Consider the following 17,895-nt stretch of genomic DNA (forward strand, 5'->3'; position numbering starts at 1 on the left):
GGTGATTCTATGATAATGCAAAAAAACTTATATGATCCAATCATGTATTTGATGAAGGGCTTAATCGATAGGCAAATTTATAACGGTGGTAAACCAATGCCCGGGAATGATCCAAATGACGTATTTAAAGAAGGCATGACCGAAGGATATACACTTATTCGTGACGGTGCCCGCCTATCTGCAGTCGATGGCGATAAATACCTACACTATGATTTGGCTTTCAACGCACAAGGTATGCTAGAAAAGGTCCTTGTCTCACATAAAGTAACTGGAAAAGAGATGGAGCTACAATTAATATATAATGCGCAAAAGCAGCTAGAACGTGTGCAGCCCCGCCTTCTAAACAAAGGTAACGGTATGCTGTCTGATTTACCAATTCCCGATGTATCGTGATGATGCACGGGAATTTTTTAATACACGAAAAAGGGTGATTACTCTTGTTTGAAACAACCTATTTAGCCGGTGGTCGATTAGATCCGCCTTTTCATCCAACTAAAACAGAACCATTCATACCTGGATTCATTATGGATTCTTTTTCATTCCAAACAAATGAAACTACATATACTGTACCTGCAGATATGGAGCTGTATGCAATAAGTGTAAGTGCATCTATATATGAATTAGATGATAAATGGAGCTTAATTGTAAACGGTAAAACGATTTGTAAAAACATATATACCAAGGATATTCCTGAAGGTATGCACTTTATGATTTATAAACCTTTAGCAGCAGGAAGTACGGTTCAATTTTCATTTAAAAATCAAGGCATCCTTGATAAAACAGTATGGTTCGAATTGCATTTTTTATCATAAAGGAGGGATAGCATGAGTTTTGCTGTTACATATATGGCGGGCGGTAGATTTGACGCTCCTTATTTCCCTACAAAAACGGAACCGTATATAGAAGGTAGAAGAATTGGAATAGATGATGCAGTAAAAAAAGATGAATTCTCACTACCGTTCGATACAGAGTTAATTGCATTTTCTATAGCTGCATCAAGTTATAGTGATCGTGATTATTGGAATCTATTTATCGATGGAAAACAAATATTTAAAAATGTTTATGTAAAAGACGTACCAGAAGGATTCAATTTTTCTATTATTAGACCTATTCCGGCTAACGCTGTATTAAAGTTCGAATACCACAATATAACCGGAACATCCAAAGTAGTAAAACTGAATTATCAACTATTAAGAGATTAGGAGCGTCAAACCTATGGCATATATTGAAAAAATAGTATCAGAAGCAGAATTCCATATGGAGTTAATAAACACCATGATTGAAAATGGATGGAAGAAAGTAAGCAGCTTTTACAAGGTTATTTATAAAGCTACGAAATCGGACGACCCTGTTCATAATTATTGGGCTGCAAAGCATGTAATTTTAAAAAATAGTGATGGTGGTTTATACGGAATTGTTCAAGCTTGGAAGTGGACCGCAAAGACTCAATTAGACATCGATTTTTCTAAGCCTGATGGTAAAACTGCATTTAAAACATACTTAGAAAACAACCCACAATATAAAGATCGTTCATGTATGTATTTATATATGATTGAAAAACTACCAAGCTATCAAGAGGATAATGTAGTTATTATGGGAGCCGAGGACAAGAAAGAGTTCCAATCCATTATAGATGTAGAATTGGCCGAAGTGATAGCTACAGAAAAAACAGAAATAAACAACGGAAGACCTTATACATATACCGTTTATGACTATACAGATAAGCCTGATTTAATGATGTCGCCTTGGGTTAAATCTACTTTGAGAAACCCTAAATTGCTAAATATAGACGCTGATACAAATTGGTGGCCAGATTCTTTAGTTCGTATTACAGGACAAGTTGATAAAAATAGAGTTGTCCTACTAATACAAGCAGATAAAACGCCAGCATTTGAAAATAATACTGTCCCTGTAACCCCAGTATACATGGGACGCTTAGAAAGCTATGGAAATGACGACACCATAGCAGATGCTCTTTGGGCTGGAACTGCTTACGATGAAGGTGGAGAAAGCTCATCTCACAGCTTTAATTTTGAAAGTAAAACGCCATTTAGGGACGTATCGAACTATATGCCACGCACAAAGAAATACCCTAAATCACCAGGTAACGGCATTGATAACGTAATTATTAAACGTTCCCGTTTTGGCGCAAGGTACCAAGCGCATTATATTGCATGGAATATACCAAGTAATATTATGCCACCTGATCGGAAAGGTGCTAATGGTGGCCAATATCCTACAGCATGGCAAAGCCATGATAATGACGAATATAAGTATCAATTCAATCCATCTTTATATAGCGGAAGAGTTCATACATCTAGGGCTTATATTGTACATCCAGATGAAGGGGTACGTGGTTATATGCCGTATGTTGTACTTCTCTCCCCGTTAGGATTGCTAAATGGAGATAAATTAAAAGTTAGAAAAAATACATGTCCAGATACACACGACATCTACAGATTCTTTACCGTAGATGCAATTTCACCAATTACAAAGATGCCAGCTACTGCATATCGTCCAGCAGGATTAGGTATTTTCGAGAAAACTATATAGGGGATGAATATAAATGTGGTTCGATAAAATTGTAAATTTACAAACCTTACCTACTGAATTAGAAAAGTTATTTGTAGATCACGGATGGAAACGTGATCTATTTTTCCGTATTCGAAGAGAAACCAGCAAATTCATAGATGTGCGATTATTCGAATCCGCTGGAAGTGATTTGGAGCGTAGAAGATTTGGTTTTGCAGTTGCATACGATACTACTGATTCTGATTTCGCAGATTCAAGATATGTAGCCACTGAATCGCGATTAGGGGATTTCGGAACGGGAGATGGAAAGAAAACAGACTTCATTATTCCTACTTCTCCAATCATTGCTAGTTCCTTATTTGTTTATATAAATAGTATCTATCAAGAAAAAAACACATATACAGTGGATGGTAGAACAGGATTAATTAAATTTAATACACCAGTAGCAAAAGGAGCTAGAGTTACGGGGGAATATCGTTTAGCTAACGATGCCTATGAACCAACGAATGATATTATTTTCTTCACTTATACTCGATACTTTATTGAGAAGGAAGTGAAAATGAGTGATCAAGATGCAGATTTAGGAAATGGTAATGGTACAAAAACAGCTTTTAAATTACCATACCCAGATTTTGATGAAAGCCGTTTTGCAGTATACAAAAACGGGACAATTTTAGATGCAAACAACTATACGTTCACAGGGGATACAATTATTTTCAAAGTTGCTCCTGCAAGTGCAGACAACATAAAAATTTCAGGTACTCGTTTGCTAGAATCTAGTAACGGTAGCGATGTAACAGAAATACTACCTGCTAAGACGCAATTTACCGTACAGAGCACAAATAGTGTCCTGGCTGAAATTTTTACATCTATCAATTTTGTGAACGCTTCTCCCTATACAGTACTAAGTTTGACACCGGAGCAAAGATTCACAAAGGACTGGAAACGTGATTCCGTTGTATACATGTACGGTAACGCTCATAAAGATCGTGTTGTAATGTTTATGCGAATTGATCCAACACCAAGCCCTGTACGAGCATTATTTGTTCCATTGTACATCGGAAGAATGTATACATTTGATAATAAACCGCAAAAGAATTTAATTATTATGGGTGGCTGCCGTTCTGGGGAAGAATTCAGTAATTCTACAAAGAAAATTGGTAATGCAAATATGGATTATGGCGAAAATACATCTGGTGGAAATCTTACGCCTGTTTTGTCTCAATCATTAACTGGATCTATGTATCAGCAGCATTACCTTGCCTTTATAACTCATAATGCCGATATCGATAGTGGCCAAGGGAGATTTAATCCTTCTATGTATAGCGGTAAATACCATTTATCACAAATTTATATCGTACATCCTAATGATGGATATGTAGGGAAACTTGATGATGTATACGCAGTACACCCAAAAAATATTCAACAAGCAGATGAGCTTGAAATTGAAAAAACTGTAACAGATGAAGTGATTGGTAAAGGCGATGGAACTAAAAAGATATTCCATTTAGAGCACAAACCAAAAGAAAATACATTGAATCTATTCATGGATTGTAAAGAAGTTCCTAAAACGGATTACGATTATAATCCGGAAGATAAAACTGTAACTTTTAAGGAATACCCTGGTGGTGAAATTCTAGCTAATTATCAAATGGCGCAATTATATCGCTACACATTACCAACAACAGCAGTTTCTCCATTCACAAGTAAGTTTTCGCCTTTCAATCCAATTGGCCTAGCAATCTATAAAGAAGATATTTAAACAAGAAAGGGGGAAGGCAAAAGATGAACGAGAAAAATTATTCGATTGCTGCCCCTTCTTTATTTATAAATGAAAAGAATCATATAGTTTCTGTTAGTCCAAGTCTTTCTTATGAAAAGACTTATTGTGTTTCTATTTCAATTGCTAATCCTTTTGGTGAAAACGTGCATGAGTTTCCTGTAAGTATGCCACCTAATTCAAGGTTTAAGGCTGTTAAAGAGGATAATGCAGGTGTATTCGCAACAAGAGTAAACAAAATTAAAGGTGTCTTCTCTGATGTAATTAACCAGGCTTCCAGGGACATTGAAGTTGAAGCAAGTATTACAACATTAAACGCTTTCGATATAGATCGTAACGTTAATATAGATATTTCCGAACTGGAAAACCTCACACAATCAAGATGCTTTGCAATAGATATTACAGATAATGAGTCAGCGCAGCAACGCAGTCGTATTTTTCATATGGACCATGTGAAAGAAGAACTTGCAGATAAACCATTTGATACGAGTGAAATTAAAATCGTAAATGAATCTATTATGTCTAGAACTACAGATGAATATGAAATGAATGAAAGTATAGAAGAAGAGCTTCTTCATAAGAAAATTCGTGAGTTTGCTACAGAAGTAGAAGAACTTCCCGAATGGGTGAAAGTAGCTCGTGTATTGTATGGAGAAAAATTCTACAAAAGTATATTGGTAGACCGAAAAGAAAAAGAACTGCAGTCTAATATATTTGAGAATGGCACGGGTGAGATTGTAATTAAAGAGTTAACTGCAGTAACAACACATCCTTTAGAAATGGCAGATAGATGTATTCATGAAGTTGCTGCTTCTTATGAAGAGTATGATTTATTTAATGATTTAGGAATACCTGTTTATTTACCTGATTATGATCTATTTGCAAGAATCCAAAGAGAATTAAAAGCAGATTATACAAAATTTGATACTGCAGATAGAAATATTATTCAAGTTGATGGAGGTTCAATATCATTCGAATTAGTTGAAAGAGAACAGATAGAGACCATAGCAGCGGTCCCAACAGACGAAACATTTATACGAAAAAACTTATCTTTGGAACTAGAAACCTTTGATATGGAAGATTCAAAAAGAACTCAAAATGAAGTAATAGCGTCCTCTGCACGATATGAATACGCAAATAAAATTCACTCATGTTACGAAAGTGAAATTGGAGATGAAACACAATCTATTCGAGTTACGAACGAATTAACTGGGAATTCTATCGAAGATATGGAGTCAATGGATAATAAGAGTCGTGAACTTGCTATTGATGTGGTCAATACTGCAGGTGATTTTGTTTTAACTCGGGATCTTATTGCAGAAAACATCATTGGATTTGATAATGCTACTCGTGAAAAAGAACTGATCCATACCATATTAGACACTGGAACTACTGCTCACAAAGTAGTACCAGAAGTAATAGCAGATTCCATTAAATCACGGGAGTTTAATAGAAAATCACAGAATATCCTTTCACACACTACAACAGATGAATTGAGCACACGAGAAAATAAACAAATTGATGTTATAGAGGAAGAATTCTCTACAGCAGATAGAAGTGTTATTGAATTAGAAGCCAAAAATGAAGAGATGGATTTATTTGAAGGTATGGGATTACCTGTTTATTTACCCGATTATGATTTATTTGCAAGGGTTAAACGGGAGTTACAAGCAACGACGGTGTTGTCCGATATAATGGATCGTTCCAAAGTTACTATAACTTCTGAAATAGTTGATAGCATTGATATGGAGCGTTGCACCCCAAATATCATTACGGATGTGTCCGGAATAATAGATTTTAAAAGACCTGTATTAGAATTAGATTCACAAATCGCTAATGATTATGATGCAGCTGACACACCTGCAAAGCAGTCTTTAATACTAGAACTAGATACATTTGATAGAGATGTAAGTGTAGCAACTGATATAGAAGAATTCGAGCGATTTAATAGGGATACTTGCATAGAAAGTTCAGTCGAGGAATTTGAACCAGCGGAGAAAGTTCTGGAAATTGATACGGAAATTATCGAAATTGAACGTTTTATTATTAATAAATTCATTGCTACAGAGTGCATACAATTTGATGATTTTATTGTTAATAATATTTATCCTACTGAAATAATTGAAGTTGATGAAAATAAAAAAGTTCAAAAAGAAAAACCAAAACTATGGTTACGTCATAGCCGCTCTTCTTGGTGGACAAATTCTAATTGGAAGAAAACAAGATAGGGAGAAATAAAATGGCAAAAATCGGTGATGTTCTATATGTTCCTGAAAATGGTTGGATTCGATTTGATGATGTTCCAAACAAAAATTTAATTGAATATGTAGGCGAATGGAAATTATATCAACATCCAACTCAATACGGAGAATCACATTATTATACAGAACAAAAAGGTGCTTCCTTACGCGTTGGATTCAGTGGACCCAGTTTGCGTTTAATTGCAAGAACCTATCCAGGAAATAAACCTAACAATACGACAGTAATTATAGACGGAATAAAAGAAACTTTTACTGAAAATATGACAGAAAAAAATCGGGTTTTAGTTTATGAAAAAACAGGATTATCTGAAGGTAACCATCTAGTTGAAATTATAACTCCTTCAGATGAAAACTGGTTGAATTTTAACATCGATGCTTTTGATGTTAAAGAAGGTCATAAACTGATCCATCCAAATAAAGTTAACCAAAAACCAAATGTTTCTTTATACAAGAGAGAAAACGGGAAAATCTTTTTAGATGATTTCGATTCTATAAACCCAGAATGGATTATATCACCTTCTGATTCTTTTAGTATTGCTGCAAGAAAAGGCTTTATAAGATTAAATCATACAGCAGATAAAGATGTAATGTTACTAATCAACAAACCGCAAGGAGATATAGCGATACAAGTCATTGCTGATTATACTCCTGATGTTGAAGGGGATAAGGGCGGATTGATTATATATCAAAACGCTGATAATAAAATAGAATTTCTTGAATCTCATTCTATTAATAGTTCTAAAGAACACAGGGAATGGCTTGCTACTTCTACTGGTGAACAATGGGACTTTTATAGCAAGGTAGATGCTACCTTTGATTATGCAGATAGCGACAAATTAGAAGCGACTAAAATCGGTGTTGTATTAAAGAAAGGTGTCGCAGATCCATACAAGCCTCTAGATATTGATCGTATCATTATCACGAGTGGCCACAAATTAAAGTTAAGACAACTGTTCCCAAATAACAGAGTAATTTTAAGAGATGAAAATGGAGCCATACTATCTGTTAATCAAGTGGGTAAATTAAATACTGGTATAGATATAAACCTACCATCTTTAGAGTTCCAAGGAACTATTGAAGTTTACGATGAACAAAATAGCCTTATAGCAGAAAAGAAAGCCCTATTTTATGGCGGTGACATCTATAATATGGGTTCTCCTTTAAAAATCGTAATGGACTCTAAAGAATTAAACGATACTGATCCAACTAATTTAGGAAATATGATTGAGGGAAAAAGAATCATTAAAATGATGGTCCAAAATGAAAATTCTGTAGCTGTTCATAATCTCAAAATTTCTATTGAGCAATATATGGAAAAGGTGGGATATACGTGGGCAAATATTTCGTTAGATAGCTTAGCTTGGGTAAAACAAATTTCAATAAATACATTAAGCGCAAATAGTTCTAGGGAGTTTTGGGTACTGGTAACTAAAGATTTAAACTACATTGGGTTTGAACCTATTTTATTTAACATAAAATTGCAACATGATTGAGGTGTTTACATGGGTACTGAAATGAAAATCAATCGTTACAAAGGAACTGTAGGTGATAGTTCATCACCCGTACTTATCGAAAAATCTGAACAAATACTCGTGCAAAACGGACAAACTCAATACCTTTCAATGAATATGGAATACAACAAATTTGATATTCGAACTATTCATGTAACAAACGATAAAGATGTTGAATCTATTATTTCGATTTTTGATAAGAAACAAAACGGACTACAAATATATAAGAGTAATCAAGAGAAGAAAACTTACGATATCTTAGCAATCCCTTGCGAAGATAAAGATACAACAAGTGCTGCTCATGTTTTTATTGAAAACAAAGGAAATGAACCAGCTTTATTTACAATAATCATTAAAGCAGTAAGTTTACAATAAAGGAGTGTCCTCTATGACAGAACATATCTTCAAAAGATTCACACCGTTAAAAAAGAATATATTTAATCTGGTTATTGACGAGATGTTACGTGTTGGTTGGAAACAACTAAATGAAGGAAAACCAACTTCAAATGATGTCTATGTCATGTATTCGAACGGAAATGATGGTAAAAAAAATATCTATATCGAACTTATACCATATGACGGAAGAAACATGGAGGACAGCCCACAAAAATTAGATTTTGATGTGAGATCAACGCTATATTCTGATGCTTTCTTTAAATTTTGTTATGGATATGATAAAGAGAAAGGTCGTGGGACTACTCCGGATCAATCTTGGCCGGCTAGTTGGTTCCGTGGAAGGAATTACTCTGATGGTGTTACTTCAAATGGCCCTAAAATCGCTCTAGATACTGAGATTGAATTCTATCTATTCGTTGATAAGGAAAAAATTATAACTTGCACAATTCCACCTGCAAGCACAAGATTAGCTCCTGCAGTTACATACATTGGGGTACTAGGAGAATTGATGTTAGAAGAAAAACATGAACCATATACACGCGCTTTAGTTTGGTACGCTAGTGCTTGGAGTGGAAATTATTCAACATCTAACACCGGGCTTACTTATAATCGTCCAAAAGGATCTAATGAGACAAATATCTCACAATCATATCGTAGTACTTGGTTGCAAATACCTACAGGATTAAATCCAAATATCGATAATACCTTTCTACTATCTCCGTTTTATGTTTTATCAGATAGTTATGGTGTGCGTGGGAAATTGGAAGGAATATATCGGACTTCAGATGCAAGTATAGTAAGTGGCGATATATTAGAAGTTGAAGTGAATGGGAACATACAAAAATACAAATACGTAAATGCAAGTGGTAGTTATGGTTCCTTACCTGCTCCATTAGCATTTCGTATTGAATGAGGTGATTACCATTACTGTCTTTAAAGGCATTATTTTTGAGCCTGAACTCCTATCATTAAAGAGAAATTCAGTTCAAAGAACCGGAAAAATTATTGACGATATTTTTTTTATCGGAAGTAGAAAGTCTCTAAAACGAAACGGAATGATTTTTTGTGAGGATTTAATAGTAAATAATGATTCAAAACAAGAAGTGAACTACCCTCGTCAAGAACCATTAGAGCATTCTTGGAAGAGACTAAATACGTAAATTCTAAGCGTACAACAGTAGGCTTTTTTATTTTGATCAAATTTTGAGGAGGTGAGAACTTGGAACGAATTCACGAACTCATCAAGGCATTGAATATAAGCGATGTTATTACAAGTACTCAATTTAAAGTAGGTGGTGCTATCGGTGGTGGATTAGGAACAATAATTAAGTTACTCTACGGCAAAGCTAATTTAATTTGGATATCAATTTATTGCTGGATTATCATGCTCGACTGGATTACTGGTAGTAAAGCTTCAAAGCTAGATGGAACATACTCATCACAATATGGAATTGAGGGCATCACGAGAACCGTGGTGCTTTTATCATTACCAGCCCTTGCACATTTATTTGATATTGCTCTTAAACTACCTGATTTCTTTTTCTTCATGGTAGTCGGTGGATTGAGTTACCACATTTTTAATAGTTTCGCAGCAAACTGTGCACGAATCGGCTGGGAAAAATGGATTCCCGCATGGTTATTAGAAAGTGTAGCATCTGAAATTCAAGCAAAAATCCAAAGAAGTGATGCACGAAAAGAAAAACATAATACCAAATAAAAAAATACACGCCTTACATAAGGAGAGCATTGTCAAAAGACGGTGCTCTTTTTGTTTGGCAAAAAGGGGAAAATACACAATGAAAAAACCAATTAAACTATTTAGCTCATTATTTATGACTCTATTGCTCTTATTTTCGTTTGCTACGGCTTCTTTTGCCGATAGAGTCTAATTATCCAAGACTTACCGAAACAAGCATATCGCTACGGTGTGGGCGCTTATGAGGGCGTTGTTGCACATAGCACTGCAACACCAGAAGCACCAGCAATTAACATTCGAAATTATGAAGCTAGAACATGGAGAAATGCATTTGTACATTATGCTGTAGATTGGAACGAAACAGTCCAAATTGCTGATACAAAATATGTTGCTTATGGTGCTGGACCAGTTGCAAATAAAAGATTTGTTCACATAGAACTTTCTGAAACTAGCAACCCAGATAAATTTAAATCTTCTTACGAGCGTTATGTAAAACTATTAGCTAAGATTTTAAAAGATAGAGGAGTTCATCCAAGCAAAGGTTTATGGACGCATAAAGATATTACTTACAAATTAGGTGGAACTGACCACGAAGATCCGATTGATTACCTTCGCAGTCACGGTGTATCAGAATCACAATTCAGAGCGGACGTACAAAAGGCGTATGAAGGCGCAACAGTTACAGTTAAACCAAAACCACAAGAACCATCTCAAAACGTTGTAGGCGAAACAGGAGTAGCTTATATTGATGGACTTAACGTAAACCTAAGAAGTGGACCATCAACAAATTATGGTGTTATCCGTCAATTAAATAAAGGAGAAGCATATCAAGTATGGGGAAAACAAGGTGATTGGTTAAATCTTGGCGGGAACCAATGGATTTATAACAACTCATCTTACATTAAATATCACGGGGAACAAACTTCTGCAGTAAGTTCTGTAGAAGGTAAACGTGTTGTTTCTAAAGTGGACGACCTTCGTTTCTATGACTCTGCTTCTTGGTCTGATAAAGATGTAGCAGGAACGGTAGATGAAGGGCTTGGATTTACGATTGATGCTAAAGTATCAGTAAATGGATCTGCACAATATAAAGTACACAACAGTAAAGGCGTAACATACTATATAACTGCAAATGAAGCCTATGTGTATGTAAAGTAGGGAAAAGGGTATGCCCAAACTTGGGCATACCCTTTTTTGTTTATTTCACGTAAAAAAATGGAGTTTTTTCTATAATTTAGCCTATTTTTGGAACCCTTTTCTATAATTCTTATTACATACTAAAAGGAATATTATTTTCAAAACAGAATAGTTATATTTTAAAATTACTTTTGTATTTTTTTAGAGGTGAATTAATGTTAAAATTTATTTGGGCAATTGCATTCGCTCTAATTATATTCTTTTTAGTGCGCGGTACGTTTATACCATATATAGCTTCTAATGAAAATATTGTAGCTTTATTTGTAATTTTTACCGTAGTTATTATTAATTCATGGATTATTGACTTAATAAATCGTTTATATAAAAAAAGAACCGAACTAGATAAATAATCTAGTTCGGTTCTTTTTTTATTTTGTATATTTCATAACTTTTGTATCAGTATATACTTTCTTACCGTTTTTAATTGTATCCGTTACTGTTTTTACATAATGGTTAACGGCATCGATATCTCTGTATGCTTCAGTATGATAATACGTAACAGAAGGTTGATTAAAATACATTAATCCGCTTGCAACTACTTGTGCTGTAGCCTGTACTGGTTTCCAAGGAATATAAACAGATAATCCATTTACTAACATAAGTCCTACATTATAACTATCTTTATTAATTCTATTGCTTGAATCTTTACTACTAGCGTGTTTCCAGTTGAAACTACCATCATTGATAATTACTCCTTGTACATTACTTGTACGAGTTTCGGTGCCTGAAATCTCTCTATTAATAACGTTTTCATTTTCATCAAATTTTACTGTTTCGCTGTATAACACTTCAAAGTCTGCGCTTGAAGTATCCAAAGGTGATGTTACACCTGCAAATTTTGCTGGTGAATTAGCAGATTCAGGTGCTGTAGGCGAATCTGCATATGCATTACCTGCACCCCATCCAGTACTAGCTAACATTCCGCCAACTAGTAACATTGGGATTGTTTTTTTCTTTAATAAATTTTTATAACCCATAATAACATCTCCATCCTTTTGAAAATTTATGCTAATTTACCGGTATTTACTAGCACAATCCCGATGATAGACTATAAAATTCAAAAAATAAACAATGTTCAGATTAAAATTTTCGCAAAACAATTCGACAAACCTTCTTAAAACCATGTCATTACTGGAGTTATAATGATTTTTATATAAAGAATTTCATTTTTACGATCTAACAATTTACCGATAACCATACGTCAATTGATAAATTAAAAACTGAATATTCTGAATTATATTTATAAAATCATTTTTTACAACTTATTACAATTGAACTTTGTTATGATTGATTCTATATAAACTAAATAAAGGAGATTGTGATATGATAATTCTGAATAATGAAAAAGTTACTAAACTATTGAATGAATGGTATAAAGTTATTCTATCTAAGCAAATAACAAAAGCGACAAGAATGAAAGAAGAAGTTGATGAAAAGATTAGTATCTTAATGGTCGAACAAAACCGAGATCTACAAGATCAAAATCTCTTATTGTATTATTCTCTATTGGATTATAGTTATAAAGTGTTAATAAATAAATCATATGTAACTCGTAGTGATTTTGATGCAGTTGAAAAACTTACAACAAAAACTATTGATGAGTATTTAAAATACTACTACCATTTCTATAAAGCTGTGCATAATACCATGATTGCTAACTATATAGAGGCTATGGAGCAATTTGAAGAAGCTGAACGACTTTTAGAGTATATTCCTAATGACATTGAAAAAGCTGAATTTAATTATAAACTTGGTGAACTATATTACCATCTTCAACAACCTTTATTAACGATTAAGCATGTAATGAAAGCAAAAGACATATACAAAAAGTATGAAGATTATGTAATAAATCAAATTGAATGTGATACAATCCTGGGATTAGCAAGTGTCACTTTAAGTCAGTTTGAACAAGGAGAAGAACTTTTTGTTAAGTGTTTGGATATGGCTAAAAAACATAACTGTACTCGACTAATTACCTTAATTCAGTACAACTTGGGTTTCCTTTATGCAAAACAAGGTATATCCGCAACTGCAATACGACATTTAATGGATGTATATAAATCTGAAAAACCATATCATAAAACTGTATTCTTACTGGCTCGAGAACATTTCAAAGTAAATGAAATTGAACAAGCGCAAGAATTTTTGACTCAAGGCTTTGGATTAGCTGACGTTGAATATACACATCATTTACGAATACTTCGAGCACAATACGATGAAAATTATAAGCAAAATCTAGAAACAACGATTGCAGATGGACTAGATTACTTCGAATCCCAAAAACTTTATGGATTTATGGAAGAGTAGGCTGGAATTTTAGCGAAAAAACTTTATCAAGAAGGTAATCATGAGAAGGCTAGCCAATATTTTAATATATCTTATGATGCTAAAGAATTACTTCAGAAGGGAAGTGCGTTAAAATGAAAAAAGTACTAATGGGATTTGTTAGTTTTGCTGCTGTTTTAACTATTGGAAGTTTTACAGAATCTTTTACATCACAAGCTGATCATGGTAGACCGCCTGCACCACAAAGACCAGATTATATTTCTAATGTGGCCGATTTTGATCACGGTAGACCACCTGCGCCGGCATACGAATACGGCGATACTTATATTGATCATGGTGAGCATATCTAAAACAAAAAGAGGACGTGATATATACGTCCTCTTTTTGTTTTATTTTAATTACGACCGAATTATATTTGAAATAATATAAAGGATAATGTTCTAGTATATCAATTCCATCAATAATAATGTCTGTGTGTGGCTTGCTATCAAGAAACTGTCCAAGTGTCAACAGGGAAAAGTGTTAGTTTCTCATATAAATCTCATAATTGAGAATTGGTTTAAATAACCGGTGCAACAACAGCGAAATGCGATTCATATATTTGCACACATTTTGCTCACATTTTGTTCACGTACTATATAAAAGAATATGAAAATCTATAAAAATAATTATTTCAATAAAATTTGTTCTAGATATTAAAAAGTGCCAAAACCCTTTTGTTATAAGGGGTTTGACACTTTTTTGTTTTTTATATTTTATCAAATAAACAATCCTAAAATTGTTCATTCTTCTCCCAAGATTCAACGATATAATGAGCAATCGTCGGATTGAAGCCTTTACCAACTAAAAACATAATTGCAGCAACTTCTGTTAATGCGTGTTCGTGTGATGTATGTTTTGCTTCATTTAAACCGTAATCTACCCATGGTTTTACGAAATCTAGTACAGGTTTCTTGAAAGGTAAAAATTGTGTACCGACAACTTGTTGAATTTGTTGTTGTGTTGGTTCAGTAATTGGTCCAGGTGGTAAGATTTGTGGTTGTGTAATGTCTAGTGTTGGTCCGGGCGGTAAAATTTGTGGTTGAGTTGGATCTATTGTTGGTGGTTTAGGTGGTGAGACACGTGCGTCGTAGTTTGGTTGATACATTTGTTGTTGATATTGCGGTTGTTGTGGCTGAGTTGTGTATGGGTTTTGTGGTGCTACATATGGATTTTGTGGATATTGTTGTTCTTGGTTTTGTGGTGCTACATATGGATTTTGTGGATATTGTTGTTCTTGGTTTTGTGGTATTACATATGGATTTTGAGGATATCGCTGTTCTTGATTTTGTGGTGCTGCATATGGATTTTGAGGATATTCATAATTTGGACGTGTGTCATATGGATTTTGTTGAAATTCAGTTTCTTGGTTTTGCGTTGTTGCATATGGGTTTTCGTCATGTTGTTGCTCTTGCTGTTGTAACTCTTGTTCTTCGTATTGTTCTGTGTATCTCTGTTCTTGTTGTTGAGGATACAATGGTTGCCTTGGATAAGGCGGTTGATTATTATAGAACATGTTTATTCCTCCTTCATGATGATGCCTACCACCTAGTGTATGGGCGGACAAGAAAATATGTGATGAAAAAATGCGGGCGTGTTACAATAAGTAACTGGGTGAAGATAAAATGACAAAACAAGAAAAAATTCAAAAAACAATTACTTTTGTAAAACATATTTTAGAAAAAGATGCGAGTGGGCATGATTGGTATCATATTGAACGTGTACATAAAATGGCGATTTCTTTATCTGAGCAAGAAGGTGGAAATCGTTTTATAATTGAAATGGCAGCATTACTTCACGATGTGGCAGATGAAAAGCTAAATGAAAGTGAAGAAGCAGGAATGAAAAAAGTTTCTGATTGGTTAGAAGAGCTACGTGTTGAAGAAGAGGAAAGTAAACATATTCTTCATATCATCGCCAATATGTCTTATAAAGGTGGCCATGGCGGCACAGTAGAGTCACTTGAAGGGAAAATTGTTCAAGATGCGGATCGTTTAGATGCTCTTGGTGCAATAGGAATTGCTCGTACATTTGCATATGGCGGGGCGAAAGGGAGATTAATGTATGACCCAACTATTCCGCCGCGTGAAGAAATGACGAAAGAAGAGTATAGAAAAAATAATGATCCATCTTTAAATCATTTTTATGAAAAACTTTTGAAATTAAAAGATTTAATGAATACGAATGCAGCAAAACAAGAGGCTGAAATTCGTCATCTTTATATGGAACAGTTTATTGAACAATTTATGAAAGAGTGGAATGCACAAATATGAAAATGTTAACTGTGGAGAACTTATCAAAATCATATGGAGAAAAGCCGTTATTTGATGGATTATCATGTAGTATTACAGAAGGACAACGTGTCGGAATTATTGGTGTAAACGGAACTGGTAAATCGACATTATTAAAAATTATTGCGGGATTAGAAACTCCTGATACAGGTGATATGACGCATTCACGTGGGTATACAATTAGTTATTTATCACAGCAACCAGAGTTTGATGAAAAACTGACAGTATTAGAGCAAGTGTTCCATGGCGATACACCTTTAATTCGTCTTCTTCGTGATTATGAAAAAGCACTATTAAATATTGAAAAAGATCCAAGTAATGAAAAAGTACAGGAACAATTATTTGCAGTGCAGCAACGTATGGATGCAATGAGTGCATGGGAAGCAAATGCAAATGCGAAATCTCTTTTAACGAAATTAGGAATTACGGACTTCACTGCAATTGTTGGGAATTTATCTGGTGGACAGAAAAAACGTATCGCAATGGCACAATGTTTTATTGAAACACCGGATTTATTAATTTTAGACGAGCCTACGAACCATCTTGACCACGAGACAGTTGAATGGTTAGAAGAATATTTAGCGAGATATACAGGTTCGGTATTACTTGTAACCCATGATCGTTATTTCTTAGATCGTGTGACGAATCGTATTTTTGAATTAGATAATGGTAAACTATATAGCTACGAAGGAAACTATAGTACATTTTTAGAAGCGAAAGCACTTCGTGAAGAGCAAGAATTGGCACAAGAATCGAAACGCCAAAATTTATATCGTCGTGAACTTGCTTGGATTCGTCGTGGTGCAAAAGCCCGTTCTACGAAACAAAAGGCGCGTATTCAGCGTTTTGATGAGCTAAAGGCACAAGAAGGACCAGCTGCAAAACAGTCAGTTGATATTGCACTAAGCGGAAGTCGTCTAGGAAAGAAAGTACTTGAGTTAAAAGATGTAACGAAAAAATTTGGCGATAAGACGGTATTACATAATTTTAATCATATTGTGAAACCGGGTGATCGTATCGGAATTATTGGGGCGAATGGAAGTGGAAAATCTTCCCTATTAAATATGCTTGCAGGTAAGTTATCTCCTGATAGTGGTGAAGTGGAAGTAGGACAAACTGTAAAAGTTGCTTATTATACGCAAGAAAATGAAGAGATGAATTTAAATCAGCGTATGATTGAATACATTAAAGAGATTGCAGAAGTTATTCATACGACAGATGGAAAAGTAATTGGTGCATCTCAAATGTTAGAACGTTTCTTATTCCCGACGCATTCACATGGTACACCACTTGGTAAACTATCTGGTGGTGAAAGAAGACGTTTATATTTATTACGTATTTTAATGGGAGAACCAAACGTACTTTTACTTGATGAACCTACGAACGATCTAGATACACAAACATTAACAGTACTAGAAGATTATTTAGAAGATTTCCCAGGTGTCGTTTTAACTGTATCGCATGACCGTTACTTCTTAGATAAAGTAGTAGATGAACTGTTCATCTTTACTGGCGGAGGCGAAGTGCGTGAGTTTCTAGGTAGTTATACAGATTATTTAGAAATGGAAAAGACGAGAGAACTTATGGAGAAAGCGGAAGTTCAAAAAGAGAAAAAAGTTGTAGAAGAAGCTCCAAAACAACAACGTAAACGTAAACTTTCATACAATGAACAGCGTGAATGGGAAACGATTGAAGATACAATTGCCGAACTTGAAGAGAAAATTGAGTCAATTGGAGAAGAACTTGCGAAAGTTGGATCTGACTTCACAAAGGCACAAGAATTATCTGAAGCACAGCAGAAAACAGAAGAAGAGCTAGAAAAAAAGATGGAAAGATGGAGTGAACTATCAGACATCGTTGAAGGATTAAAATAAAAACAAGCTGCATATATTGAAAAGTAAAGAGA

Annotated in this window: 16 protein-coding genes and 2 pseudogenes; 16 read left to right on the plus strand and 2 right to left on the minus strand. The window is 34.4% G+C overall.

Going from position 1 to position 17,895, the window contains the following annotated elements; genetic code table 11:
* Window positions 1-9: 9 nt before the first annotated feature.
* The 12 genes and pseudogenes from MHH55_RS04930 (at window position 10) to MHH55_RS04985 (ending at window position 11,723) form a co-directional block, all read left to right on the plus strand.
* A complete protein-coding gene (locus MHH55_RS04930) occupies window positions 10-393 on the plus strand; it encodes a hypothetical protein (RefSeq protein ID WP_017673854.1) in 384 nt (127 codons plus the stop codon).
* A 44-nt stretch (window positions 394-437) separates the two neighbouring features.
* Window positions 438-812: a hypothetical protein gene (locus MHH55_RS04935; RefSeq protein ID WP_017673855.1), complete on the plus strand. Its 375-nt coding sequence runs from the start codon at window positions 438-440 to the stop codon at window positions 810-812.
* Between the two features lie 12 nt (window positions 813-824).
* Window positions 825-1,202, plus strand: a complete 378-nt coding sequence (locus MHH55_RS04940) for a hypothetical protein (RefSeq protein WP_017673856.1) — start codon at window positions 825-827, stop codon at window positions 1,200-1,202.
* 13 nt (window positions 1,203-1,215) lie between these two features.
* Window positions 1,216-2,553: a hypothetical protein gene (locus MHH55_RS04945; RefSeq protein ID WP_078186919.1), complete on the plus strand. Its 1,338-nt coding sequence runs from the start codon at window positions 1,216-1,218 to the stop codon at window positions 2,551-2,553.
* Window positions 2,554-2,566: 13 nt separating this feature from the next.
* Window positions 2,567-4,294: a hypothetical protein gene (locus MHH55_RS04950; protein ID WP_078186918.1), complete on the plus strand. Its 1,728-nt coding sequence runs from the start codon at window positions 2,567-2,569 to the stop codon at window positions 4,292-4,294.
* A 23-nt stretch (window positions 4,295-4,317) separates the two neighbouring features.
* A complete protein-coding gene (locus MHH55_RS04955) occupies window positions 4,318-6,540 on the plus strand; it encodes a hypothetical protein (protein ID WP_078186917.1) in 2,223 nt (740 codons plus the stop codon).
* Window positions 6,541-6,551: 11 nt separating this feature from the next.
* Complete coding sequence (locus MHH55_RS04960) at window positions 6,552-8,066, plus strand: cell adhesion protein (protein WP_078186916.1); 1,515 nt, start codon at window positions 6,552-6,554, stop codon at window positions 8,064-8,066.
* A 9-nt stretch (window positions 8,067-8,075) separates the two neighbouring features.
* Window positions 8,076-8,459 (plus strand): hypothetical protein, encoded by a 384-nt coding sequence (locus tag MHH55_RS04965; RefSeq protein ID WP_078186915.1) that lies wholly within the window; start codon window positions 8,076-8,078, stop codon window positions 8,457-8,459.
* Window positions 8,460-8,472: 13 nt separating this feature from the next.
* The gene (locus tag MHH55_RS04970; RefSeq protein WP_078186914.1) at window positions 8,473-9,393 is read left to right on the plus strand and encodes a hypothetical protein; all 921 of its coding nucleotides are present in this window, start codon (window positions 8,473-8,475) and stop codon (window positions 9,391-9,393) included.
* A 306-nt stretch (window positions 9,394-9,699) separates the two neighbouring features.
* Window positions 9,700-10,197, plus strand: coding sequence for a phage holin family protein (locus MHH55_RS04975; RefSeq protein WP_078186913.1), 498 nt, complete (start codon window positions 9,700-9,702; stop codon window positions 10,195-10,197).
* Between the two features lie 79 nt (window positions 10,198-10,276).
* Window positions 10,277-11,334: pseudogene (locus tag MHH55_RS04980) on the plus strand (N-acetylmuramoyl-L-alanine amidase).
* Window positions 11,335-11,528: 194 nt separating this feature from the next.
* Window positions 11,529-11,723, plus strand: coding sequence for a hypothetical protein (locus tag MHH55_RS04985; protein WP_000911201.1), 195 nt, complete (start codon window positions 11,529-11,531; stop codon window positions 11,721-11,723).
* Between the two features lie 18 nt (window positions 11,724-11,741).
* On the opposite strand, the gene MHH55_RS04990 is transcribed toward MHH55_RS04985, so the two are convergent.
* Window positions 11,742-12,350, minus strand: a complete 609-nt coding sequence (locus MHH55_RS04990; protein ID WP_000540833.1) for a hypothetical protein — start codon at window positions 12,348-12,350, stop codon at window positions 11,742-11,744.
* Between the two features lie 346 nt (window positions 12,351-12,696).
* Here MHH55_RS04990 and MHH55_RS04995 point away from each other — a divergent pair.
* Both MHH55_RS04995 and MHH55_RS05000 read left to right on the plus strand, forming a co-directional pair.
* Window positions 12,697-13,797 (plus strand): annotated as a pseudogene (locus MHH55_RS04995) (response regulator aspartate phosphatase).
* On the plus strand, window positions 13,794-14,009 hold the full coding sequence (locus MHH55_RS05000; RefSeq protein ID WP_000757098.1) for a hypothetical protein: 216 nt from the start codon (window positions 13,794-13,796) through the stop codon (window positions 14,007-14,009). Before MHH55_RS04995 ends, MHH55_RS05000 begins: the two are co-directional and overlap by 4 nt.
* Window positions 14,010-14,431: 422 nt before the next feature.
* On the opposite strand, the gene MHH55_RS05005 is transcribed toward MHH55_RS05000, so the two are convergent.
* Window positions 14,432-15,214, minus strand: a complete 783-nt coding sequence (locus MHH55_RS05005; protein ID WP_025687368.1) for a hypothetical protein — start codon at window positions 15,212-15,214, stop codon at window positions 14,432-14,434.
* A gap of 109 nt (window positions 15,215-15,323) precedes the next feature.
* Between MHH55_RS05005 and MHH55_RS05010 the strand changes: the two genes are divergently transcribed.
* Both MHH55_RS05010 and MHH55_RS05015 read left to right on the plus strand, forming a co-directional pair.
* A complete protein-coding gene (locus MHH55_RS05010; RefSeq protein WP_000165965.1) occupies window positions 15,324-15,971 on the plus strand; it encodes an HD domain-containing protein in 648 nt (215 codons plus the stop codon).
* Window positions 15,968-17,863, plus strand: coding sequence for an ABC-F family ATP-binding cassette domain-containing protein (locus MHH55_RS05015; protein ID WP_000783169.1), 1,896 nt, complete (start codon window positions 15,968-15,970; stop codon window positions 17,861-17,863). The genes MHH55_RS05010 and MHH55_RS05015 overlap by 4 nt, the downstream gene beginning before the upstream one ends.
* Window positions 17,864-17,895: the final 32 nt, after the last annotated feature.

Origin of the sequence: Bacillus sp. FSL K6-2944, assembly GCF_038005385.1 — a bacterium.
Lineage (GTDB): Bacteria > Bacillota > Bacilli > Bacillales > Bacillaceae_G > Bacillus_A > Bacillus_A cereus.